This window comes from Rhizobium sp. WYCCWR 11152 (genome assembly GCF_013087615.1).
GTDB lineage: Bacteria > Pseudomonadota > Alphaproteobacteria > Rhizobiales > Rhizobiaceae > Rhizobium > Rhizobium indicum.
This window is the reverse complement of sequence record NZ_JABFCP010000006.1, coordinates 409244-431747: the sequence shown is the minus strand read 5'-3', so window position 1 is coordinate 431747 and position 22504 is coordinate 409244. Positions and strand designations below refer to the sequence as shown.

At 62.9% G+C, this 22504-nt stretch carries 22 protein-coding genes; 10 read left to right on the top strand and 12 right to left on the bottom strand.

The features are described 5' to 3' along the window. Positions 1 to 9: 9 nt before the first annotated feature. The 4 genes from G9X67_RS08075 to queF all read left to right on the top strand — a co-directional run bounded on the left by G9X67_RS08075 (position 10) and on the right by queF (position 2469). Entirely contained in the window at positions 10 to 249 is a 240-nt protein-coding gene (locus tag G9X67_RS08075; RefSeq protein ID WP_003541831.1) for a hypothetical protein, read from the top strand. A 15-nt stretch (positions 250 to 264) separates the two neighbouring features. Beyond that, complete coding sequence (locus G9X67_RS08070; protein ID WP_025395495.1) at positions 265 to 936, top strand: DUF2161 family putative PD-(D/E)XK-type phosphodiesterase; 672 nt, start codon at positions 265 to 267, stop codon at positions 934 to 936. A 154-nt stretch (positions 937 to 1090) separates the two neighbouring features. Continuing rightward, a complete protein-coding gene (gene emfA, locus G9X67_RS08065; protein WP_138330363.1) occupies positions 1091 to 2005 on the top strand; it encodes a CDF family cation efflux transporter EmfA in 915 nt (304 codons plus the stop codon). Further along, positions 2005 to 2469: a preQ(1) synthase gene (queF, locus tag G9X67_RS08060; protein ID WP_012758487.1), complete on the top strand. Its 465-nt coding sequence runs from the start codon at positions 2005 to 2007 to the stop codon at positions 2467 to 2469. The genes emfA and queF overlap by 1 nt, the downstream gene beginning before the upstream one ends. A gap of 124 nt (positions 2470 to 2593) precedes the next feature. Here the strand turns inward: queF and G9X67_RS08055 are convergent, their stop codons facing one another. Continuing rightward, a complete protein-coding gene (locus G9X67_RS08055; RefSeq protein WP_138330364.1) occupies positions 2594 to 3355 on the bottom strand; it encodes a DUF2076 domain-containing protein in 762 nt (253 codons plus the stop codon). Positions 3356 to 3587: 232 nt separating this feature from the next. On the opposite strand from G9X67_RS08055, the gene G9X67_RS08050 reads away from it, so the two are divergent. The 3 genes from G9X67_RS08050 to leuA all read left to right on the top strand — a co-directional run bounded on the left by G9X67_RS08050 (position 3588) and on the right by leuA (position 7680). Next, positions 3588 to 4172 (top strand): ATP-dependent Clp protease proteolytic subunit, encoded by a 585-nt coding sequence (locus G9X67_RS08050; RefSeq protein WP_003561390.1) that lies wholly within the window; start codon positions 3588 to 3590, stop codon positions 4170 to 4172. A gap of 194 nt (positions 4173 to 4366) precedes the next feature. Further along, positions 4367 to 5566 (top strand): benzoate/H(+) symporter BenE family transporter, encoded by a 1200-nt coding sequence (locus G9X67_RS08045; RefSeq protein ID WP_138330365.1) that lies wholly within the window; start codon positions 4367 to 4369, stop codon positions 5564 to 5566. Between the two features lie 362 nt (positions 5567 to 5928). Next, a complete protein-coding gene (gene leuA, locus G9X67_RS08040; RefSeq protein ID WP_027664091.1) occupies positions 5929 to 7680 on the top strand; it encodes a 2-isopropylmalate synthase in 1752 nt (583 codons plus the stop codon). Positions 7681 to 7721: 41 nt separating this feature from the next. Here leuA and G9X67_RS08035 read toward each other — a convergent pair whose 3' ends face one another. Then, entirely contained in the window at positions 7722 to 8231 is a 510-nt protein-coding gene (locus tag G9X67_RS08035; protein WP_171598460.1) for a helix-turn-helix domain-containing protein, read from the bottom strand. Positions 8232 to 8236: 5 nt separating this feature from the next. Between G9X67_RS08035 and G9X67_RS08030 the strand changes: the two genes are divergently transcribed. Beyond that, positions 8237 to 9217 (top strand): NADPH:quinone oxidoreductase family protein, encoded by a 981-nt coding sequence (locus tag G9X67_RS08030; protein WP_171598459.1) that lies wholly within the window; start codon positions 8237 to 8239, stop codon positions 9215 to 9217. 53 nt (positions 9218 to 9270) lie between these two features. Here G9X67_RS08030 and G9X67_RS08025 read toward each other — a convergent pair whose 3' ends face one another. From G9X67_RS08025 to G9X67_RS08010, 4 genes are all read right to left on the bottom strand, one after another. After that, positions 9271 to 10116 (bottom strand): anti-sigma factor, encoded by an 846-nt coding sequence (locus tag G9X67_RS08025; protein ID WP_064651968.1) that lies wholly within the window; start codon positions 10114 to 10116, stop codon positions 9271 to 9273. A 2-nt stretch (positions 10117 to 10118) separates the two neighbouring features. Further along, entirely contained in the window at positions 10119 to 10628 is a 510-nt protein-coding gene (locus tag G9X67_RS08020; protein ID WP_171598458.1) for an RNA polymerase sigma factor, read from the bottom strand. Positions 10629 to 10815: 187 nt separating this feature from the next. Beyond that, positions 10816 to 11376 (bottom strand): hypothetical protein, encoded by a 561-nt coding sequence (locus G9X67_RS08015; RefSeq protein ID WP_138386910.1) that lies wholly within the window; start codon positions 11374 to 11376, stop codon positions 10816 to 10818. Between the two features lie 159 nt (positions 11377 to 11535). Beyond that, positions 11536 to 12444, bottom strand: coding sequence for a metallophosphoesterase (locus G9X67_RS08010; protein ID WP_064651966.1), 909 nt, complete (start codon positions 12442 to 12444; stop codon positions 11536 to 11538). Between the two features lie 70 nt (positions 12445 to 12514). On the opposite strand from G9X67_RS08010, the gene G9X67_RS08005 reads away from it, so the two are divergent. After that, complete coding sequence (locus G9X67_RS08005) at positions 12515 to 12994, top strand: NUDIX domain-containing protein (RefSeq protein WP_138330370.1); 480 nt, start codon at positions 12515 to 12517, stop codon at positions 12992 to 12994. 23 nt (positions 12995 to 13017) lie between these two features. Here G9X67_RS08005 and G9X67_RS08000 read toward each other — a convergent pair whose 3' ends face one another. Then, a complete protein-coding gene (locus tag G9X67_RS08000; RefSeq protein WP_171598457.1) occupies positions 13018 to 14028 on the bottom strand; it encodes a glutathione S-transferase family protein in 1011 nt (336 codons plus the stop codon). Positions 14029 to 14292: 264 nt separating this feature from the next. On the opposite strand from G9X67_RS08000, the gene G9X67_RS07995 reads away from it, so the two are divergent. Continuing rightward, positions 14293 to 14856 carry an N-acetyltransferase gene (locus G9X67_RS07995; protein WP_171598456.1) on the top strand — a complete coding sequence of 188 codons (564 nt, stop codon included), beginning with the start codon at positions 14293 to 14295 and terminating at the stop codon, positions 14854 to 14856. A gap of 128 nt (positions 14857 to 14984) precedes the next feature. On the opposite strand, the gene G9X67_RS07990 is transcribed toward G9X67_RS07995, so the two are convergent. The 5 genes from G9X67_RS07990 to G9X67_RS07970 all read right to left on the bottom strand — a co-directional run bounded on the left by G9X67_RS07990 (position 14985) and on the right by G9X67_RS07970 (position 22501). Beyond that, on the bottom strand, positions 14985 to 15401 hold the full coding sequence (locus tag G9X67_RS07990; protein WP_171598455.1) for a GNAT family N-acetyltransferase: 417 nt from the start codon (positions 15399 to 15401) through the stop codon (positions 14985 to 14987). A gap of 274 nt (positions 15402 to 15675) precedes the next feature. Next, the gene (locus G9X67_RS07985) at positions 15676 to 17745 is read right to left on the bottom strand and encodes a hypothetical protein (RefSeq protein WP_064651963.1); all 2070 of its coding nucleotides are present in this window, start codon (positions 17743 to 17745) and stop codon (positions 15676 to 15678) included. A 1-nt stretch (position 17746) separates the two neighbouring features. After that, positions 17747 to 20560, bottom strand: coding sequence for a DUF4159 domain-containing protein (locus G9X67_RS07980; protein WP_171598454.1), 2814 nt, complete (start codon positions 20558 to 20560; stop codon positions 17747 to 17749). Beyond that, a complete protein-coding gene (locus G9X67_RS07975) occupies positions 20557 to 21477 on the bottom strand; it encodes a DUF58 domain-containing protein (protein ID WP_171598453.1) in 921 nt (306 codons plus the stop codon). Before G9X67_RS07975 ends, G9X67_RS07980 begins: the two co-directional genes overlap by 4 nt. A 13-nt stretch (positions 21478 to 21490) precedes the next feature. Next, positions 21491 to 22501 (bottom strand): MoxR family ATPase, encoded by a 1011-nt coding sequence (locus G9X67_RS07970; RefSeq protein ID WP_138330376.1) that lies wholly within the window; start codon positions 22499 to 22501, stop codon positions 21491 to 21493. Between the last annotated feature and the right edge of the window lie 3 nt (positions 22502 to 22504).

Sequence of the window (22504 nt, the reverse complement as noted above, 5' to 3'; positions counted from 1 at the left end):
ATATTCGACGTGGCCAATGCTGAAAAGTTCATCGTTCTTCCCTATCGCAAGAACCGCGGCAATCTCGTCCCCGGTGAAATGCGCCAGGCATCGAACTCCGTCAGCGCGGAGAAAATCGCCTCGGCGATGTCGGAGCGTTTCGTCGGCGTGGCGGCTTATGCCGTGATTGTCGATGAGGAAACCGGGGATATGTCGTCGCCGCGATTGCTTGCACGATATGGCGAGATTGCCGATCTCAACGCCGCCTGAGACGCGGTTTTCAATATGGAGACATCGCTCTACCTGCCGGTCAAAGCTTTCCTGGAGGCTGCGGGTTATGTCGTGAAGGGCGAGGTCGGCGGGTGCGATCTCGTGGGCCTCAGCGATGCCGAGCCGCCGGTCGTGGTGGTCTGCGAACTCAAGCTCTCCTTCAACCTCGAACTGCTTCTCCAGGCGGTCGACCGCGCGGCGATGAGCGATGAGGTCTGGATCGCGGCCCGCGTCTCCGCCAAGGGTCGGGGGCGAGAGACCGACAAACGCTATCGCGATCTCTGCCGCAGGCTCGGCATCGGCATGCTCGGCGTCTCCGATGCCGGCGAGGTCAGCATCATCGTCAGTTCCGTCTCGCCGATGCCGCGCACCAATCCCAAGCGGCGCACGCGCCTTGTCAAGGAGCATCAGCGCCGCCACGGCGATCCCGCCGTCGGCGGCAGCACGCGGGCGCCAATTATGACCGCCTATCGTCAACAGGTGCTGCTCTGCGCCGCCGCAATCGAGCGTGGGGTCGGGCGACCGCGGGATATGAAGGCTCAGGTGCCCAATGCCGGCCGAATCCTGCTCGACAACGTCTACGGATGGTTCGAACGCAAGGAGAAGGGCGTCTACGCCCTGACGCCTGCAGGGCAGGCGGCGCTCTTACGCTGGCCGCAGACTATTCTCTCCGAGCCTGCTCCTTGAGCCATGCGGAAGGGGAACCTCATTGCCCTTTGACAAATCCGCCGTCTTCCCCCATATCACCCTGAACTGAACCGCCTGCGCGACATTCGCGTGGGCGGTTTTGCGTTTCAACGGCTTGAAAGCTGCAATTCATTCGCAACCGCAGGGGAACGATATGAGTGACAACGGCGATCTTACGGTTCGCAAGCTGGCGATGTGGGGCATTCCGCTGTCGCTCGGCGTCATGGGGCTGAAGATGGTGGCCTGGTGGGTCACAGGGTCGGTGGCGCTGCTGTCGGACGGGCTCGAATCGTCGGTCAACGTCGTTGCCGCTTTCATCGCCTTCTTCGTCATCCGCTATGCGCAGAAGCCGGCCGATCACGACCATCCCTTCGGTCATCACAAGGCGGAATATCTGTCTGCCGTCACCGAGGGCGTGCTGATCGTCGTCGCCGCCCTGCTGATCGTCAACGAGGCGGTTGGTTATCTCGCCGAGCCGCGCATGCTGGACGCACCCGTGCTCGGCCTTGCGATCAACTTCGCGGCCGGTGTCATCAATGCGATCTGGGCGCGGTTGCTGATCCGGACTGGACGCAGACATCGCTCGGCAGCGCTGACGGCGGATGGACAGCATATCATGTCCGACGTCGTGACCTCCGTCGGCGTGCTCGTTGGCCTGCTGCTGGCGCTGGCAACGGGATATGCGATCTTCGACCCGGTGCTTGCCATTCTCGTTGCCGTCAACATCCTCTATCAGGGTTGGAAGGTGATCTCGCAATCGATCGGCGGGCTGATGGACCAGGCAGTCGAGCCGCAGGAGGAGGAGGCGATCAAGCAGGCGATCGCCAGCCACGCGGCGGGCTCGATCGGCGTGCATGACCTGAAAACGAGGCGGGCGGGCACCGTCACCTTCATCGATTTCCACATGGTGGTGCCCGGCGCGATGTCGGTGCGGCAGGCGCATGATATATGCGACCGCCTTGAGGATGCCATCAGGGCGGTGCACGAGGGCGCCACCATTGCAATTCATGTGGAACCGGAGGGCGAAAAGGCTCACGGCATCCGCGTCAAAGTCGTCAAGGAGGCATAATGCCGAATACCGATGTTTCCAGCCTGTCGATGCTGGGCCAGCAAACCGAAACAGCGCAGTCGCCGGAGGAGGCGGTGCTTGAAAAAGTGCCGTCCAACCATGCCGGCACCGATTACGTCGTGCGCTTTACCGCGCCGGAATTCACCTCGCTCTGCCCGATGACCGGGCAGCCGGATTTTGCCCATATCGTCATCGACTACATTCCGGGCGAATGGCTGGTGGAATCGAAGTCGCTGAAGCTCTTCCTGCATTCCTTCCGCAATCACGGCGCTTTCCACGAGGATTGCTCGGTCTATATCGCCAAACGCATCGTCGAGCTACTCGATCCCCGGTGGCTCAGGATCGGCGCCTACTGGTATCCGCGCGGCGGCATTCCGATCGATGTTTTCTGGCAGACGGGCAAGCCGCCGGAAGGCGTGTGGCTGCCGGAGCAGGGCGTTGCCACCTATCGCGGCCGTGGGTGAGCCGCGGTGGGGCGCAGCCCGAGCAATCGATCCAGTGAATCGATTGCAGCGGCGAACGCCCTGAGCCCAAGCGAAGGGCCGGGCAACGGTGCAGCAAACGCTGTCCGTCGCCGGCCCCTAGAACTCACACATCCGTAACGTCGTCGCCGGACGAGTCGTCGCCATCGTCGTAATCGGCCTGCTGCACGTTGGCGTTATCGTTGTCATCGGCAGCGTTGTCGGAGGCCTGGCGGGTGTCGTCATTGCCGTAATAGTTGTTGATGACGGTTTCTTCGGTCGGCGCGCTGGCATTGCCGAAGGGGTTGGCGCCGAAGGGCGAGCCCCAGCCGAGCGAGGACATGTGGTTGCCGAAGATGCCGCTCAGCGAATTGGCAAGCAGCATGCCGCCGGCAACGCCCGCCGCTGTGCCGAGCGCGCCGCGCAGGAAGCTACCGCCGGCGGACGGCGCATAAGCCTGCTGGCTCCAGGGGCCGGTCGGCTGCTGCGGCATCTGACGGACATCGCCGCCGCGGGTATCGTCATATTGCGACTGAGAGGCCTGGCGCGGCGCGCTGCCCCAGGGACCGGGAACGGGTGCCGACTGCTGCGTCTGGCTGGTACCGAAGATTGAGCTCAGGAAGCCGCCGCCCTGTTCGGCCTGGCGGTGTTCGCTCTCGCCGGCTTCCAGCTGGTGGACACGCTCTTCGAGTTCCTTGATGTGGTTGGCGGCCGCCTCCAGCCCCTTTTCCTGAACGATGACGGCCTGGGCCAGATAGTAGGTAGCGGAGGGCTGTTCGCGCGTCGCCTGGTCGATCAGGGCCTCGGCGTCGCGGTCGCGCGGTGTGGCCGCGGCGGTGCGTACGCGGTCGAAGAGGGCGGTCAGCAATTGGCGTTCTTCGGGTGACATTGTCCTGCCTCCTAATCATCTGATGCGGCGTTTGCCGCGTGAGGGCTGAGGTAGGAACCGATTTAGGCTTTTCAAAGCCTTTCGCCGTTACAATTCAGTAAGGCTTGCAGAACGGCGCGCGGCTTCTTAAGGATATCTCCATCGCTTCGGTGCCTTGTGTTTTTCCCGCATTGTTTTAGGCATTGAGTCGCACTATGTGCGAGGAACCCGAATTCATCTCCAAGAGGTTCGAATGAACGACGAAGACCAGGACGACAAGACGAAGGAACTGCCGCTCGGCAAGGAAACGGAGGCGAATCTTTTCAAGTCGCGTTCGATCTTCATCTACGGACCGATCAATCAGGAATTGGCGCAGAAGGTCTGCTCGCAGCTCGTGGCGCTTGCCGCGGCCAGCGACGAGGACATCCGTATCTATGTCAATTCGCCCGGCGGCCACGTCGAATCCGGCGATTCCATTCATGACATGATCAAGTTCATCAAGCCGAAGGTCTGGATGATCGGCACCGGTTGGGTCGCCTCCGCCGGCGCGCTGATCTATGTCGCCACTCCGAAGGAGCGGCGCCTGTGCCTGCCGAACACGCGCTTCCTGCTGCATCAACCCTCCGGCGGCACGCGCGGAATGGCATCGGACATCGAAATCCAGGCGCGCGAGATCATCAAGATGAACGAGCGCCTGAACAGGATCATGGCAGCAGCCACCGGCCAGCCGCTCGACAAGATCGACAAGGATACGGATCGCGACTACTGGCTTTCGGCCGAAGAGGCGAAGGAGTATGGCCTCGTTTCACGGATCGTCACGTCGCAGGCCGATATCTAAGTTTTATCAGCCAAAGCTGCCAGGAACCCGCCCTTGCCTGCCGATCGCAGGTGAGGGCGTTCTGTTTTCGGATAGTGCTTGAACGGAGATGGTCTCCTATCGGCAAGGTCTGAACGGAAAGCACTGAATCCGGACTTGCGTCTGGGACAACCATCATGCTCCATGCGCCATTCCAGCAGCCTACGAGTCCCGCCATGCTCAAAGATTTTTCCGTCCAGGCCCTGTTCATGGGGCTGCTGACCGCCTTCGTCGGTTCCGCCAGCTCCTTCGCCGTCGTGCTGCACGGGTTGCAGGCGGTCGGCGCTACGGAGGTGCAGGCGGCTTCCGGGCTGATGGCATTGTCGATTTCCATGGGCGTCTGCGCGATCGTGCTCAGTGCCGTGACCCGATTGCCGGTCAGCATCGCCTGGTCGACACCGGGCGCCGCACTGCTGGCAAGCACCGGGGCGATCGAGGGCGGCTTCAATGCGGCGGTCGGGGCATTCCTGATCTGTGCTGCGCTGATTATCGTTGCTGGGCTGTTCAAGCCGCTCGGGCGAGCGGTTGCCGCCATTCCGGCACCACTCGCCAATGCGATGCTCGCCGGCGTGCTGATCGGCCTCTGCTTCGCGCCGGTGAAGGCGATCGGCTTCAATCCGCTGTTCGGCCTGCCGATCGTCGTCGCTTGGATCGTCGTCGGCGCCTTCAAGCGGCTTTGGGCGGTGCCGGCAGCACTCGCGGCCTTCGTGCTGGTGCTCGCCTTCGGCGTCGATATCCCAGACGGTGCGCTCAGCTCGCTGGAACAATCACTGGTGCCGACGGTGGAAATCGTCCGGCCGGTGTTCAATCTTGCCGGCCTCATCTCGATCGCGTTGCCGCTCTTCATCGTCACCATGGCCTCGCAGAACATTCCCGGCATCGCGGTGCTGAAGGTCAATCACTACGACCCGAAGCCCGGTCCGCTCTTTGCCGTCACCGGCTTCTTCTCGCTGCTCTCGGCGCCGTTCGGCGGCCACGCGGTCAATCTGGCTGCGATCACTGCGGCGATGTGCGCGGGGCAAGATGCCCATGCCGATCCGAAGCGGCGCTACTGGGCATCGCTGATTGCCGGCGTCGGTTATATCATCCTCGGCTTGCTTGCCGGCGCGGTGACGGCCTTCGTCGCATTGGCGCCTCCCATCCTGATCGAGGCGGTGGCGGGACTGGCGCTGGTCGGCGCCTTCTCGTCCTCGGCAATGTCGGCCTTCCAGGCTCCGGACTCACGGGAGGCGGCGGCAATCACCTTCCTCGTCACCGCCTCCGGCGTTTCCTTCGGCGGTATTTCCGGTGCCTTCTGGGGCCTGATCGCGGGTGGGCTGATGCTCGCACTGTCTCGGCTGGTGAAGATTTGGAAAGACCGGGCTCAGTCGAGGTAACGGAAGCTCGTCGACCGTTGGCGGCGACCAAAAGCCGGGCAAGGACTTGCCAGCGTCACCGCCCGAGGCTATAAGCGCGGTCATGAAGACCACTGGCGCCAGAATTTCTGACACGATTGCACGCGGCCGCATCGCCCTGCGTGACAATACGCGCGCCCTGACCTCGCTTCTTCTCCTCGGCCTTACGCGCGGTTGCCGGGTCCTTTGAGGAGCGCCCGGCGGCCGAAAGCCCGCCCGGCCATCGCTCCTCGCGACTCACTTTCAAAATTGACCTAACGACCGACAAGGTCCGCATTTGTTTATCGCCAAGCCCGACGTGATCGGCTAAGAGCGGGCAAATGCCGGGACGAGGAGACGATACGATGGACGCGAAGACGCAATCCCCCCGAGATAAGATGGCCTCCAAGAGCGAGATGAGCCCCGCAAAAGGCATGCCCGACGCCGCGGTGAAATACCGGGCCTATCCGCAGGTGAACATTCCCGACCGCACATGGCCGACGAAGACCATTACCAAGGCACCGGTCTGGTGCTCGGTCGACCTGCGCGACGGCAACCAGGCGCTCGTCGACCCGATGGGCCACGATCGCAAGGCGCGGATGTTCCATCTGCTGATCGAGATGGGCTTCAAGGAAATCGAAATCGGTTTCCCCTCGGCTTCGCAGACCGATTTCGACTTCGCCCGCTGGTGCGTGGAGGAGGGCAATGTGCCCGACGACGTCTCCCTGCAGGTGTTGGTGCAGTGCCGCCCGGAACTCATCACCCGCACCTTCGAAGCGCTGGAAGGAGCAAACCGGCCGATCGTGCACTTCTACAACTCCACCAGTGAGTTGCAGCGCCGCGTCGTCTTCGCCAAGGATGTGCAGGGCATCAAGCAGATCGCCGTCGATGCCGCCAAGATGATCACCGATATGGCCACGAAGGCTGGCGGCGGTTACCGTTTCGAATATTCGCCGGAGAGCTTTACCGGCACGGAACTCGATGTGGCGCTGGAGATCTGCAACGCCGTCATCGAGGTCGTCAAGCCGACGCCCGATAACAAGCTGATTATCAACCTGCCGTCCACCGTCGAGATGGCGACGCCGAACGTCTATGCCGACCAGATCGAATGGATGTGCCGTAACCTCGACAATCGCGAGAACCTGATCGTTTCGCTGCATCCGCATAACGACCGCGGCACCGGCATTGCCGCTGCCGAACTGGCACTGCTGGCAGGGGCCGACCGTGTCGAGGGCACGCTGTTCGGCAATGGCGAGCGCACCGGCAATGTCGACATGGTGACGATGGCGCTGAACATGTTCACGCAAGGCGTCGATCCCGAGATCGACTGCTCGAATATCGAACGCATCAAGGAAGTGTTCGAATATTCGAACCAGATGGCAATCGGCGAGCGTCATCCCTACGTCGGCGAGCTGGTCTATACGGCCTTCTCCGGCTCGCATCAGGATGCGATCAACAAGGGCATGAAGGCAGCACAGGTCGCCAACCATCCCGTGTGGGAGGTCCCGTACCTGCCGATCGATCCGCGCGATGTCGGTCGTTCCTACGAGGCGATCATCCGCATCAACTCTCAGTCCGGCAAGGGCGGAATCGCTTATATCTTGCAGCAGGATTACGGGCTGAACCTGCCGCGTAACCTGCAGGTGGAATTCCGCGAGGATATCCAGCGTATCACCGACGTAGAGGGCAAGGAGCTTCCGTCCCGGCGCATCTACGACCGCTTCATCGAGCGCTACGTGACACAGCCGGAAGGGCGCCTGCGCTTCGTCGACCATCACACCTATCCCGACACCGAGCACAAGGGCCAGCGGATCGTTGCAGCCGAGATCACCGACAATGGGGAGATCAAGCGCATCGAAGGGCGCGGCAACGGCCCGATCGACGGCTTTATCAATGCGCTGTCGCATTATCTCGGCATCGAGATGTCGGTCGAGGACTATTCCGAGCATTCGCTCCAGCATGGCTCGAACGCGGCGGCGATCTCTTATGTCGAGACCTCCTATCCCGGCGGCAAACTCTTCGGCGCCGGCATCAATACCAACATCGTCGCGGCGTCGCTGGAAGCGATCGTCTCGGCCGCCAACCGCGTGCTCGACGTGAAGGCTGGCAAGGCCTGATTTCGGAAGGCTTCAGGCCGCGATCGCAGCAATTCAAAGTGTTACAGCGTATTATGCGCGTCTGAAAAGACGCGCGGCGCTGTAGCGCGGCGCGGCCTGACGATGCAGTCGGCGATCTCGTCGGCTTCATTTCGCGCCTCTGCGTGGCGCTGGCCCCATTGGCAGAGCGCCAGCAGCACCGGTTCGAGACCGAGGCCGAGTTCAGTCGCGCTGTATTCGACACGGGCGGGGACCTCGGCAAAGACTTGGCGGGCGACCAGCCCATGCTCCTCCATCTCGCGCAGCTGCTGGATCAGCACTTTCTGGGTAATGGCGGGCATCATCCGCTTCAGCTCCGAAAGACGCTTCGGGCCGGAGAAGACGTAATAGAGGATGATGGGCTTCCAGCGTCCTGAGATCACCTTCAGCGCACGCTCGACCGGCAGCTCGGGGAGTCTTTTCATCGGCTCAGCCATGGTCACCTCCTGGTGGGTATGGCACGAAAGAGTGTGTATTTTTATGTGATAGTCTATTGCTAAACCTGCCCCACGCCAATCAGACGTGAGGTGCATCTGCCATGAAAGCCGTCCAATTCACTCGCTTCGGTCCGCCCGATGTCCTCGAGGTCGTAGAACTGCCGGTGCCCGAGCCGGGGCCGGGTGAGGTTCTCGTCCGCGTCCATGCAGCGGGTGTCAACTTCTTCGAGGTGTTGATGCGGGCCGACCGTTACGCCGCAACGCCCGACCTGCCGATGTTTCCCGGTGTCGAGGTCGCGGGTACGATCGAGCGAGCAGGGCCTGGTGCCGACCGCTCGCTCATTGGCATGCGGGTTGCCGTTCCTCTCTTTGCGATCGGGCGCGGTTCGGGCGGCTATGCCGAATTCGTCGCGGTCGACGGCGGGGCGGTGATGCAGCTGCCGGATGCGGTTTCTTTCGAGGCGGCTGCCGGGCTGATGGTGCAGGGGCTGACGGCGCTGCATCTGCTGCGCCGCAGTCCCGCGAAAGGCAAGAATGTTCTCGTGAGTGCGGCAGCGGGCGGTGTCGGGTCGCTGCTTGTGCAGCTCGCGAGACGTGACGGGGCGAAGATGGTGATCGCGGCGGCGAGCAGTGACGAGAAGAGGGCGCTTTCCCTGTCTCTCGGCGCCGATCATGCGGTCGATTATACGGCGCCTGGCTGGCAGGAGGACGTCAAAAGGCTGACCGGAGGGCTCGGCGCGGATATCATCTATGAAACCGTCGGCGGCGTATTTTCAAGGGCGGCACTCGATGCGCTGGCGCCTTGCGGCGAGCTGGTGCTGGCGGCGATGGGGCGGTTCGGGCTCGAGGCGGCCGATGTCGAGCACATGCTTGACGACAATCAGTCAATCAAGGGATTTTCGTTGCTGCCGCTGCTGACGCCTCAGGGGGTGCGGGAGGATCTTGCCGCGCTCTTCGAGCTTACCGCGGCGGGCGCCGTGACGGTTATCGACAGCGGTCGTTTCCCACTGCATCAAGCGGCGGAAGCGCATCGCGCCATCGAAGGGCGGCGGGCGGTCGGCAAGGTAGTGCTGGTGCCTTAAATCAAAGCGACGCACGATGTCGTACGATACTGCTCGGCATCATGCTCCGGCAATCAGATCGCGGTGGCGATCTCCATGGCGAGCTGGCCGAGCGTTGCTTCGGCGGAGGGGCCGGCAAGCACATAGGAGGTGCCGGCATTGTGCCAGGTCACGAGGCCGATCTCGTCCTTGATCGTTTCCTTGAAGTCGTCGGTCTCCGGCGGTTGCGCGTCCTTGCGGAAGCAAATGGAGATGATGTCGCCATCGGAATTAGAATAGACGAGCTGTCCGACAGGGCGGCTGTCGCCAAGGATGACGCGCGCGCCCTGGAAGGTCCAGGCTTCGGCGCTCAGATCCGGCACGCGGAAGGGCACGCCGATCGCCGTCGTCAGCCAGCTGGAGATTTCCTCGGCCTGCGAGGCGGGCACTTCGACGAGATGACGGGGTTGGCGGATCAGCAGGCGCTGATAGGCGGTGACGTCGCCCAGCCAGTCGCTGGTATTGGCCGGTGCCGCATTGGTGGTCGCCGTGCTGGCAATCTCGTCGGCATCCGGCGCGGTGCCGACGAAATAGCCGATACCACAACCGACGACAAAGAGGATGAGGGCGGCGGCCAGCGCCTGCGGGCCGCTCGGCGCCAGTTTCACTTGCGGGCGCGTGGCGCGCTGGGCGATCGGCGTTTTCGGCGGCTGCGTGCTCTTGATCGAGCGGACGAGGGCGAGCGGTACCGGCTCCTTCAGGATATCGTCGAGGCGGCGGCGGCCGAAATCAGCCCCGTGGCGCAGCTTCTCATGCAGCCGGCGTGCATTCTCGTCGCTTGCCAGACGCTGCTCCAGTTCGTGCCGCTGTTCGGGCGAGACTTCGCCGTCGAGGAGGGCGGTGAGCTGGGCTTCGAGCGGCAATTTCCTAAGATCGAGCAAATTCAGAACCTGTGGATCGGGTGGGTGCCGGCAAGCGCGGCGAAATGCAGCCTCGCGGTCGCGAGCTGCGAGACGACGTTTGCCACCGGAATGCCCATGATGTCGGCCGCCTGCTGGTAGCTGTGGCCTTCGACGTCTACCAGCAGGAACATGCTGGAAACGCCATCCGGCATATCGGAAATCATGTGATGGATGGGTTCGGGATCGACTGCGGCCGAGCGATCGCGCGCGGCCTCGCGAATATCGGTGACGTTGCCGCGGACGGAAGCCTTCGGCTTGCGCTTGCGGTTGTCGTCGGTCCATTGTTGGCGGGCAAGCGTGTAGATCCAGCTTTCCAGCCGGCCTTCGCCGCTCCATTGATGACCTTTGGAGATGGCGCGCTGACAGACGGCCTGAACGAGTTCATCGGCCACGGCAACCTCACCCGCGAGCGTGATCGCGAAGCGGCGAAGGCGGGGCAGGAGGCCGACGAGATCACGCCGGAGATCGATGGTCGTTGCGGGCTGACGCATTGTCTATCCAAAAAGCATTCACAATGGTTTCGCGGACGAAGGGTTCGCCGTCGGGCGCGAAACCGACTTTATCGACGCCGTCGATGCATGTGCTTTATGAAACAAGTCTCCTGCACTTCGCAAGCATCCGGTCGTCTTCATCCCTCTTTCCCAAGGGATTTTCGTATTGTGGCCTGCAAAGCTTGCGTCAATATGTCTTGTAGCCGTTCAAGCTTTGCAGCAGGGAGCGATAGGCCCAGGTGCCTTCGCCGCCGCGATCACGGATTTCGACAAGCTGGACGCGGGCGCCCTGGATGTCTCCCTGTTCCACCAGCGCCATGCCCATATAGGAGCGGGCGAGGATATAGTTCTCATCCGCCTGCAGCGCCTTGCGGTAGTAGGACATGCCGAGCTCCATGCGGCCGGCCTTGCGGTTGGCGTAGCCGAGATAGTTCAGGACGCGCGGGTCGTTCTGGTTGCGAGCGAGATTGAGCACGGTGATGGCGTTGTCATACTGGCCGGCATAGGCAAACTCGCGGGCGAACTGATAGAGATCGTCGTCGTTGAAGCTGCTCTTCTTCGGGTTGACGCATTCCTTCTTGGTCTTGTCCCAGACCTTGCCGCCGGTGCAGGTCTTGGTCGTCTGGGTCTTCGGCGGCGGATTGGTGTCATCGTTGCTGTCGCCGGCCGCGAAAGCGGCCGTGGCGATGCCGAAGGCAAAGCCAACGGCGAGCGAAAGTCTGGACAGGTGGCGGAAGGAAGAAGTCATCGGCGCGCTCCGTTCTCAGGCAATGCAGTTGCTCGGATTGTACGCTTACCACTAAAAATACCAAGAGGGTAAGCAACCTCTATGGCAAATGTTGCGACGGTGGACTGATGTCCTCGCAGATCGATTCAAGTGCCGCACAAAAAGAGCTAGGAACCAGCGCTAAGGCGCGAAAATATCGGCGCTTTCCGGCATCACCGCGTCACCGGCCCTGTTGAGGCTGAAGCGCTCGCCGCTGAGCTCCCAGGCGCCGGGTGAGCCGTCGATGGAGAAGAGGTTGTAGGCGGCGGGCGGCTTGATGCTGCCCGGTCCCTGCGAGGCAGAGGCGATGCCGACGACCGGCACCGGCTGCATCTGGCCGCGCAGCCAATGCAGCGTGTTCAGGTGCGTATGGCCGTGCAGCACGAGTTCGGCGCCGCCCGTCGAAATCACGGCGGCGAAGCGGCGGATGCCGATCATCCGTTTGTAGAAGGCAGTGGCGCCGCGGATCGGCGGGTGATGGATCATGACGACGCGGAAAAGACCAGCTTCGCCAGCCGCACGCAGTATGTTGACAGTATCGCGGGCCTGTCGCGCGCCGAAAAAGCCAGAGGCGGCGAAGGGCGGGGTGGCGACCGCCGTCGAACAGCCGACAATCGCGACTTTGCCGCGGACGCGCAGATAAGGAAAGATATGGCGGTCGTCCTGCCATTGCGGCGGAGCGAGATCGCCGCGGACATAATCGTACCAGGCGCGCATCGTCTTCTCATAGGCGCCTGGCACATAGGCGTCATGATTGCCGGGAACGACCGACGTGTCTGCGGGATCTCCGAGCGCGCGCAGCCATGCAGCGGCGGCGCGAATCTCAATGCCGCTCGCCAGATTGACGAGGTCGCCGGTGACGGCCACGTGATCGGCCTGATGGGCGCGAATATCGTCGAGCAGCAGATCCAACGTGCTGCCGAAAAGGTGCTTGCGTCGATTTCGATGCCAGTTCACAAAGCCTGTTATGCGTTTTGAAAACAGCTCTTGAATGGAAAGACTGGGCAACGGCCCGAGGTGGACGTCGGAGATATGCGCGAGCTTGAACATGCTACGAGACATAGACCAGCTTATTGACAAATCAAACACATCCGGCGCGATGAAGAGCTGAAACGGAGCGATGGTGGATAAAGAGAACCGGCCCCTTATCATGAGGCTGGCGTTGCGCCTGCTGCATGTCTATTTCAGTTTCGTCCGCAGCATGACCGTGGGCGTGCGGGCTGCCTGTTTCGATGCAGAGGGGCGCATCTTTCTCGTGCGCCACAGCTATATCGGCGGCTGGCACATGCCGGGCGGCGGGCTGGAGCGCAACGAGACGGTCGAGGAAGCGCTCGTCAAGGAATTGCGCGAGGAGGGCAACCTCAGGATCATCGGCAAGCCGCAGCTGTTCCAAGTCTATTTCAATACCACGACCACAAGGCGCGACCATGTCGTCTTCTATCGCGCGACCGTCGAGCAGACGGCGCCGCGGCCGCCGGACTGGGAGATATCCGACAGCGGCTTCTTTTCCCTCGACAGCCTGCCCGAGGGCACGACCAAGGCGACGCATCGCCGTCTCGCCGAGCTTCGCGGCGAGCAGGAGCCCGCCCACCGCTGGTGAGCTTCAGCCAGCCATTCAAACTGCTACAGCGTACTTTGCGCGTCTGAAAACACCCGCGGCGCTGTAGCGCGGCCGTGCGGACTGTCGAGATCGAGCGCCGGGCCGACGGGAACGATGCCTGTCGGATTGATCGTCTTGTGGCTGCGATAATAGTGCTGCTTGATGTGGTTGAGGTTCACCGTCTCGGCAACGCCCGCCGTCTGGTAGAGGTCGCGCAGATAGTCAGGCAGGTTGCGGTAGTCGGCGATGCGGCGGATGTTGCACTTGAAATGGCCGACATAGACGGCGTCGAAGCGCACCAGCGTGGTGAACAGGCGCCAGTCGGCCTCGGTCTGACGGTTGCCGAAGAGGTAGCGACCCTTGCCGAGGCGTTCGTCGAGTATGTCGAGTGTTTCGAACAGCGTGCCGACGTTTTCCGCATAGGCCTCCTGGGTGGTGGCAAAGCCCGCCTTGTAGACGCCGTTGTTGACGGTGTCGTAGATGGTGGCGTTCAGCGCATCGATTTCGGAGCGAAGGTCCTCGGGATAAAAATCGGCTGTCGAGCCGGTCAGCCCGTCGAAGGCGCCGTTGAACATGCGGATGATCTCGGCGGATTCGTTGTTGACGATAGTGCCGGTCTTCTTGTCCCAGAGCACCGGAACGGTGACGCGGCCGGAATAGTGCGGATCGGCCCTGACATAGACCTGCCAAAGCGCGGACGCGCCGAAGAGGTGGTCGCCGGTGGCGCCGTCGCCGACCTTGAACTCCCAGCCGTTCTCGAGCATCAGTGGATCGACGATGGAAACCGAGATCAGCTCTTCGAGCTTCTTCAGCTTGCGGAAGATCAGCGTGCGATGCGCCCAGGGGCAGGCGAGCGAGACATAGAGGTGGTAACGCCCGGCCTCGGCCTTGAAGCCGCCGCTGCCGGAAGGACCGGCCCCACCGTCCGATGTCACCCAGTTGCGGAACTGCGAGGGCTGCCGCTTGAAATGGCCCTTGCTCTCCTTTGTGTCGTACCAGGTGTCACGCCAGACGCCGTCCACCAGCATTCCCATGATCTTCATTCCCTTGATTGCGTGTTGGAACGGAAGATATCGCAGATGGTAGGGCTTTACAGGCAGCAAAGATTGAACAGTGCGTCACATCGTTCGGGACCTGCATAATTCAGTATTGCAGCGTCCTTTGTGGCTCTTGAAAAGATGCGCGGCGCTGTGGTCGCGCATTTTGCGTTGGACGACGGAAATTTTTCCTGCTATCGGCCTTTCACGATTTTCGGACCCCTGCCTGATGTTCATTTCCAGAAACCCGCGACGACGCTGATGCTCCCGAACGCCCAAGGCGTGTTCGAGACCCATCAATCTGTCCATCCGGTTTCTGTCATCATGTACAAGCACGATCTCGTCTACCTCACTGAAGACGCGTCTCACGACGCCGCCATCGAACACATCAACGAAGAAGCCTTCGGTCCCGGCCGCTTCACGCGCGCTGCCGCGCGCATCCGTGAGCAGGGGCCGCATGATCTGTCGCTTTCCTTCATCTGCACCGATAATGGTGAGACGATCGCCTCCGTGCGCATGACGCCGGTGCTGGCCGGCACGGTGAATGGACATCTGCTCGGCCCGCTCGCCGTCCGCCCCTCCCACAAGAACAAGGGCATCGGCCGGGAACTGGTGCGGATTGCGGTGGAGGCGGCAAGACGCAAGGGCTCGGAAGCCGTCATCCTCGTCGGCGATCCTCCCTATTACGGCCCACTCGGCTTCGAGAAGGTCGCCTACAACGCGCTGTCTTTTCCAGGCCCGGTCGATCCGGGCCGTGTGCTCGTCGTTCCGATCGCCGAGGGCGTACACGCGCGGCTGAAGGGCACGATCGCGTGGCGCGAATGATCTTGCAACAGCCCGCTAGAACAGGATGATTTTAAGCCGCGTCGGCCTAAAATCTGAATCCTGTTCTAAATTATATAGTTAGAGCATGACGTCGTCCGAAAACCGATCACACTTTTCGGCATCAAGCTCTATAGGCTTTTCCGGAGGAAGCTGCGCGTGCGGCCTTCCGGGAAATCCTTAAGCTCTCCGAAAACCTCATAACCCTGGCGCAGATAGGCGCGCAGCGCCTGCGGGCTGAAGGTGTCGATCCAGGCGCCGCGGCACCCCCTAGCTCTCGCCTCTTCTTCCGCCTTTGCGAGGATATTGCCTGATATACCGGTGCCGCGCAGGGTATCGGGAATATAGAGCATCTGGGTGAAGAGCCAGCCCCAGGCGGTGAAGCCTGAAAGACCGCCCGTCACCTTGCCGTCGGTATCGCGGATGAGGACCGCGAGCGGCCGGCGATCCGATGGGCCGATATCGGCGTTGTTGAAGGCCGAGAGCGCATCGGTGATCACCGCCAGTTCCTCCGGCGAGGGCGAGGCGGTGAGCTCGAATTCCGGCATGAGTGAGAGCCTTTCCTGGTCAGATTGAAGCATTCTGCCGGAGCAGGTTTTCGTCAGGGCAAAGGCGATTGGCGAAGGGCATACCTCTTGGTACGTTCGAGCCGATCGCCTCTGATCCTGGCGGAAAGATGCCCGGCCCTTCGGGTTGGCTGAAACGGGCCGGCTGATCGACCGGCCGGCTTGGCCGTAGAGCTTGGCTACGACGCGCGCCGGCCGGTCGACCATCCGCCTCCGTTTGAGCCAACAGAATGCTTCAATCTGACCAGGAAAGGCTCTAACGCCCTTCGCGCCACCACATGGCGCCGAAGGCGAGGAGCAGGATGCCGACGCCGGCGAAACCGGCAAAGAGCGGCAGCGTGTTGATGCCCTTCAAGACAGTTTCGTTGGTCATGCGGATCATCATGCGATCGTTGTCGGAGACGCGGACCTGGCCGCGCACTGGCAGGATCGGCGGCACGGAGATCGCGCCATTTGCGTTGGAGACGCGGGCGACGAGACCTTTGCTTCTGTCGGCGACCGGCTGCAGCACATCGGTCGTCGAGATCATCGCCTTGAATTCCGGTGCGTCGACGGCGCCGATATGGACAAGCGTCGACAGCCTGCCGTTGCGGATTTCGAAGAGGCCGATTTCGTCCATCCTCTTCTCGGCCTTGTAGAGCCCCGGTTCGGACTGGGTGAGCGGCAGCGTTTCGGTCTTGCCGGAGGGATAACGTACGGTGGCATTGCCGGGATTGTCGCCGATCGTCTGGCGGGTGACTTCAAGGGTCCGGCCGGAGGCGCGCGCCGTCAACGCTTCTTCCTCGAGCGCCGGCTCCTTCATCAGCCAATGGGCGATACGGCGATAGAGTGAAACATTCGGACCGCCGCCTTCGAAGCCGCGCGCCCAGAGCCAGCCCTGATCGGAAAGCAGCATGGCGACGCGGCCCTGGCCGGCGCGGTTCAGCACCAGCAGCGGGTGGTTGTCGGCGCCGAGCATGATCGTCTCGCCCTGCGGCCGGTCGACATCGACGCTGCGGAACCAGCGGCCCCAATGCGGCGGGTCCTCGCCCGAACCGTCCAGACCGCGCGTGACCGGATGTTTGCGGCCTTCCTCAGAGAGGCGTGGATAGAAGGCCTTCTCGATCATCTCTCCGGTGGGCGTTGCGGGCAGGACCGAGGAAAGCGGCGTCAGCGCAATGGAATCGGGACCGGCATGCTCGGGACCGGCGGCGATCAGCAGCGCGCCGCCATTGTCGACATATTGCGCGATGTAATCGTAATAGAGCAGCGGCAGCACGCCGCGGTGCTGGTAGCGATCGAAGATGATCAGGTCGAAATCCTTGATCTTGTCGACGAAGAGCTCGCGGGTCGGGAAGGCGATCAGCGACAGCTCGTTGATCGGCGTGCCGTCCTGCTTTTCCGGCGGACGCAGGATGGTGAAGTGGACCAGATCGACCGAGGCATCGGATTTCAGCAGGTTGCGCCAGGCGCGCTCGCCGGCATGCGGCTCGCCGGAGACGAGCAGGACGCGGAGATTCTGGCGGATGCCGTCGATGACATGGACGGCGCGGTTGTTGGCGGTGGTGACTTCGCCGGGAAGTGCTGCGACCGAGAATTCGAGCACATTGCTGCCGCCACCCGGCACCTTGAAGGAGAAGGGCGTATCCTGCCCGGGTGTCGCCTGCAGGGTGGCGATCTCGTCACCATTCAGCTTTACCGTGACGTCGGCCGTGCCGCCGGGGCTCGGGCCGTCGTCGAAGACGCGCAAGATCACCTGCTGTTCTTCGTTGACGATGCCGAAGCGCGGTCCCTTGATGACTTCGATGCGGCGATCGAATTCGTTGGCCTTGCCGGTTACGAGGCCATGGATCGGCGCGTCGAAACCGAGCGCCTGATTGGCGCCCGGAACATCATGGACTTCACCGTCGGTCAGCATGATGGCGCCGCCGATACGGGCGGGCGGGACATCGGCAATGTTGGCCGACAGCGCGTCGAACAGGCGCGTGGACGGCACGTCGGAATTGACGTCGCCTTCGACATCGACGAAGCGGGGCTCTATCTGGGGGAAACGGGCAAGCTGTCCCTTCAAGGCCGCAAGCGCATCGTCGGTCATCTTGACGCGATCGGGCGTCTGCTGGCTCTGGCTTCGATCGACAAGGACGGGAACGATCGTCGACAACTGATCCCGATCTTCCTGCAGCAGCACAGGATTGGCAAGCGCGGTCAGCATGGCGAGCGCTGCCAGTGTTCTGATCCAGGCGCCACGAATGCCGCGCCAGATCGCGAAGGCGGCGATAACAGCGCTGACGACAGCCAATGCAGCCAGAACCGACCAGGGCAGGAAGGGCGAAAAGTCGAATGTCATCTCATTGTCCTAACCGTTCGAGGAGGTCGGGAACATGGACCTGGTCGGTCTTGTAGTTGCCGGTCAGCATGTACATCATGATGTTGACGCCGGAACGGTAGGCATATTCGCGCTGCGTTTCATCCGACGGCACGGTCGGCAGTATCGGTACGCCGTTCTCGTCGATCGCCCAGGCGCCGGCGAAATCATTGCCGGTGATCAGGATCGGCGAAACGCCGTCGGCCGTCGCCGCCGATTTTTCGCTCGGCCCCTGACCGCCTTGCCGGGCCTCGATCCAGAGAGGGCTGCCGGCATAGCGACCGGGAAAGCTCGACAGGAGATAGAAGGATTTCGTCAGCACGTGATCCGATGGTACCGGCTCGAGCGCCGGGATGTCGAGATTGGCGAGGATTGCCTGCAGCCTCTCACCGTTGGCGCTGACATTGCCGCCATTGTCCAATGCGCTGATCTGATCGCGCGTATCGAAAAGCACGGTGCCGCCATTGCGCATATAGGCATCGATACGGCTGATCGCCGCCGACGATGGCATCGGCGCCGTTGCCGAAACCGGCCAGTAGATGATCGGATAAAAGGAGAGCTCGTCTTTGGTGAGGTCGATGCCGACGGGCGGCGCTGGTTCCAGTGTCGTGCGAAAAGTCAGGAACTGGGTCAGTCCCTCGAGACCGCGCTCGGATATATTGTCCACGTCCTGTTCGCCGGTGACGACATAGGCGAGGTGGGTGTTATCAAGCCTCTGCAGGATGAGGTCGTCGCCGGGCTGGGAGTCGTCGGCGTGAAGCGTGCCGGGTTGGATGAGAAAGCCGGCGCAGACGGTGATCGCGATCATCGCGGCGGTGCGGACAGCCGGGCGCAATCGCGAGAATGCGCCATTCATGAAGAGGACGATCAGGCTATCGGCCAAGAGCAGCAGGAAGGCTGCGAGAAAGAGTGCGGGTTTTGCCGACCAGCTTTCGCCGCCGATCAGGCCTTCGCGCACGGCATTGGTCCCTGTTGTGTCGATCGGCTTCAGTTCGGCGTTCTCGGGCAGCACGTTCAGGGAGGTGAAACCATCCTCCGAACCGTAGAGCCCAGGAGGGTTGTCGAAATTCGCCGTCGGTTCGACTCCGGCCTGTGGAATGAGCGGCCGCGCCGATCCTGTCTCGGAGACGAGCGTGCCCTTGGCCGTCAGCATGCGGAATGGCGGCAGGGTTTCGGAGACACGCGCATTGCCGCGCGCCTCCGGTGTCACGCCGCCCGAGCGCGATATCTGCAGGAGGTGGCGCAGCATGTCGACGAAAGTGCCGGAGATCGGCAGATCGGACCATGTCGCTTCCGCGGTGACGTGAAACAGGACGATCTGACCGGAGGCGAGCTGCTTCATCGTCACGAGCGGCGTGCCGTCAGCCAGGCTTGCCCAGGTGCGTTCGGCAAGATCGGGCGTCGGTTCGGCAAGCACCTGCCGCTTGACGACGACATCGGAGGGACGCGCTATGCCGGCGAAAGGTCCGAAACTCGGAAATTCGGCAAGCGACTGCGGCTCGCTCCAGGACAAGGTGCCGCCCAGCGCCCGTTCTCCCTGACGCAGGATGACCGGGATCAGCGGATCGTCCGCAGGGGCTGCTGCCATGCGCGGGCCGGCAAAACGCAGGAGCATGCCGCCATTCGATATCCAGCGCGTCAAAGGCTCGTAGGTCTCCTCCGGCAGCCGGCCGATATCGGCCATGATGATGATGGAGGGATTGCTGGTGAGAAGTTTTGGTATTGCGACCGAAAGATCGGAATCGCCAGGTTGGATCAGATCCGCATAGGGTTGCAGCGCCCGCTGGATATAATAGAGCGGCGAGAGCAGTGGCTGGAACTCGTCCCCCCCTTCACCTGACAGCAAGACGACGCGGCGGCGCTTGAATGCGTCGTCGAGAAGGTGGACGGCGCCTGCCGTCGCGCCATTGTCGACGCTGACGCGCGCGAAATCGTTGCGCATCTCGAAGGGGGCGGTGATCGAACTCGTCGCGACGCTCTGGCCGGGGCGGAAATCCGCCCTGCCATTGGCGATCGAGCGTCCCTGGGTATCGACGGCGTTCAGCGCTACCGATGCCGCCTGCGAACTGTTGAGCCGCGTGACCTTGACGGTCATGGCATCCGCCGCATTGTTGGCCGCCGTGATCGCGACCGTCCTTGCGGCATCGCCCTCGATCAGGCGCAGATCGGTGGGCTGGAGTTCGGCGAGCCTGCGCACCGTCGCGTCGTCAGGCTTGGCGGCGGCGCCGTCGGTCAGGAAGGCGAGGGTGCCGGGCTTGATGCCGTTCAGGGCGGCGCGCAGCGCCTGGAAGGCGCGTTCGCGGTCCGGCACCAGCGGTCGTGGCTCGGCGGCGCGCAGTTTGTCGCGGGCGGCAGCGGCGGTGCCGGGCACGGCGTCGTTGGTCGGATCGGCGGTGAAGGCGATCGACACAGGCGTGCCGGCGGATTCGGCGTCGTCTATCAATGCGTCGGCGGTCTGGATGCGGCGCTCCCAGTCGGGTGCCGCCGCCCAGCTATTGTCGACGAAGAGGACGAGCGGGCCACCTGATGCGAGCGAACTGGTGCGTGGATTGAAAACCGGATCGGCGATCGCAAGGATGATGGCGGCGGCAAGCAGCATGCGCAGCAGCGTCAGCCACCACGGGCTTTGCGCCGGCGTCTCCTCGCGCTTCAGCACGGAGGCGAGGATTTTCAGCGGCGGGAAGACTTCGGTCTTCGGACGTGGCGGCGTCAGCCGCAGCAGCCACCAGATGACGGGCAAGGCAACGAGCGCGCCGAGAATGGCGGGATACGCGAAAGCGAAGGGAAGGGCATTCATAGCTGCCCTCCATGAGTAGCCTTGGCCGGCATGCCTGACAGATACATGTGCACCGCGACCAGCGCCTCCGACGCAAGGTGATCGGTGCGGTGGCTCGCGAAGGTCCAGCCGAGATGGCGCAACGACTGGCCGAGGCTGTCCCTGCGGGCGAGGTAGGCGTTGCGATAGGCCTCGCGGATATGTTCGGCGCGGCCGGAGATAAGCTTGGCGCCGCTCTCCGGATCGGTGAATTCGGTGCGGCCGCTATAGGGGAATATCTCCTCGGCGGGATCTGATATCTCGACCACGTGGCCGCGCAGGCCGCGGCGGGCAAGCGGGCCGAGCCGTTCCATGATTGCCGGCGCATCGTCGAGGAAATCGCCGATAAGGACGAGGTCGCTCCAGCCGCGGATCATCGTCGTTTCCGGCAGGCCGCCGGTCAGCGGCGTGTGCATGAGAGCGGATGCGAGGCGTTCGGCGGCGTTACGGGCGGAAGCGGGTTCCATGATGCCGGGGCAGCCGATGCGCTCGCCGGAGCGGGCGAGGATTTCGGCAAGTGCCAGCATGATGACCAGCGCGCGGCTTTCCTTGGAGACGTTGCCATAGCTCGACTTGTACATCATCGAGGGCGACATGTCGCACCAGAGCCAGATTGTGTGGGCCGCCTCCCATTCGCGCTCGCGCACGTAGGTATGATCGTCGCGGGCGGAGCGGCGCCAATCGATGCGCGACAGGCTCTCGCCCTCGGCATAGGGTCGGAACTGCCAGAAATTCTCGCCGATGCCGCGCTTGCGGCGGCCATGCCAGCCGGCGATCACCGTGTTGGCGATGCGCTTGGCTTCCACCAGGCAGTCCGGCACTAGGGCTGCCCGCTGCCTGGCGCGGGAAAGGGCATCGCTGCCTGACGTCGGGTTGACGATCTGTCCGATAGATGCCACGCGTCCGGCTTCCTTATCCCTTTGCCTGCTTGACCAGTCCGGCGATGACGTCACGCACCGACATGCCTTCGGCGCGGGCGGCGAAAGTCAGCGCCATGCGGTGCTGGAGAATGGGTTCGGCGAGCGCGAAGATATCGTCCAGAGACGGTGCGAGACGGCCTTCGTAGAGTGCGCGGGCACGCGCGCAGAGCATCATAGCCTGGCCGGCGCGCGGGCCTGGACCCCAGGCGACGTTCTTGTCGGTCGAGGCATTGCCCTGTCCCGGGCGGGCGGAACGCACGAGCGCCAGGATGGCATCAACGACCGTGTCGCTCACCGGCATCTGGCGCACCAGGGTCTGGATCTCGATCAGCCGCTGGGCATCGATGATGGCTTCCGGCCGGGTTTGGCCCAGGCCCGTCGTCTCGAGCAGGATCTGGCGCTCGGCGGCGAGTTCGGGGTAGTGGACGTCGACCTGCAGCAGGAAGCGGTCGAGCTGGGCTTCGGGTAGAGGATAGGTGCCTTCCTGCTCGAGCGGGTTCTGGGTGGCGAGCACATGGAAGGGCGCCGGCAGGTCATAGCGCTGGCCGGCGATCGTGATGTGATATTCCTGCATGGATTGCAGAAGGGCCGACTGGGTACGCGGCGAGGCGCGGTTGATCTCGTCGGCCATCAGGAGTTGGGCAAAGACAGGGCCCTTGACGAAACGGAAGGAGCGGCGTCCACTGTCGTCCTGGTCCATCACCTCGGAGCCGAGAATATCCGAGGGCATCAGATCCGGCGTGAACTGGATGCGGTTGGCGGCAAGGCCGAGCACCTCGCCGAGCGTCGTCACCAGTCTGGTCTTGGCAAGGCCGGGAACGCCAACGAGCAAGGCATGACCACCCGACAGCACAGCGAGAATGGTGTTCTCGACGACGCTTTCCTGACCGAAGATCACTTTCGAGACTTCCCCGCGGATGGCGGCGATATCGGAGAGCGCCTTTTCGGCGGCGGCGACGATCGCCTTGTCATCGAGGCTGGCTTCGGTCTTCATCATACCCATGCG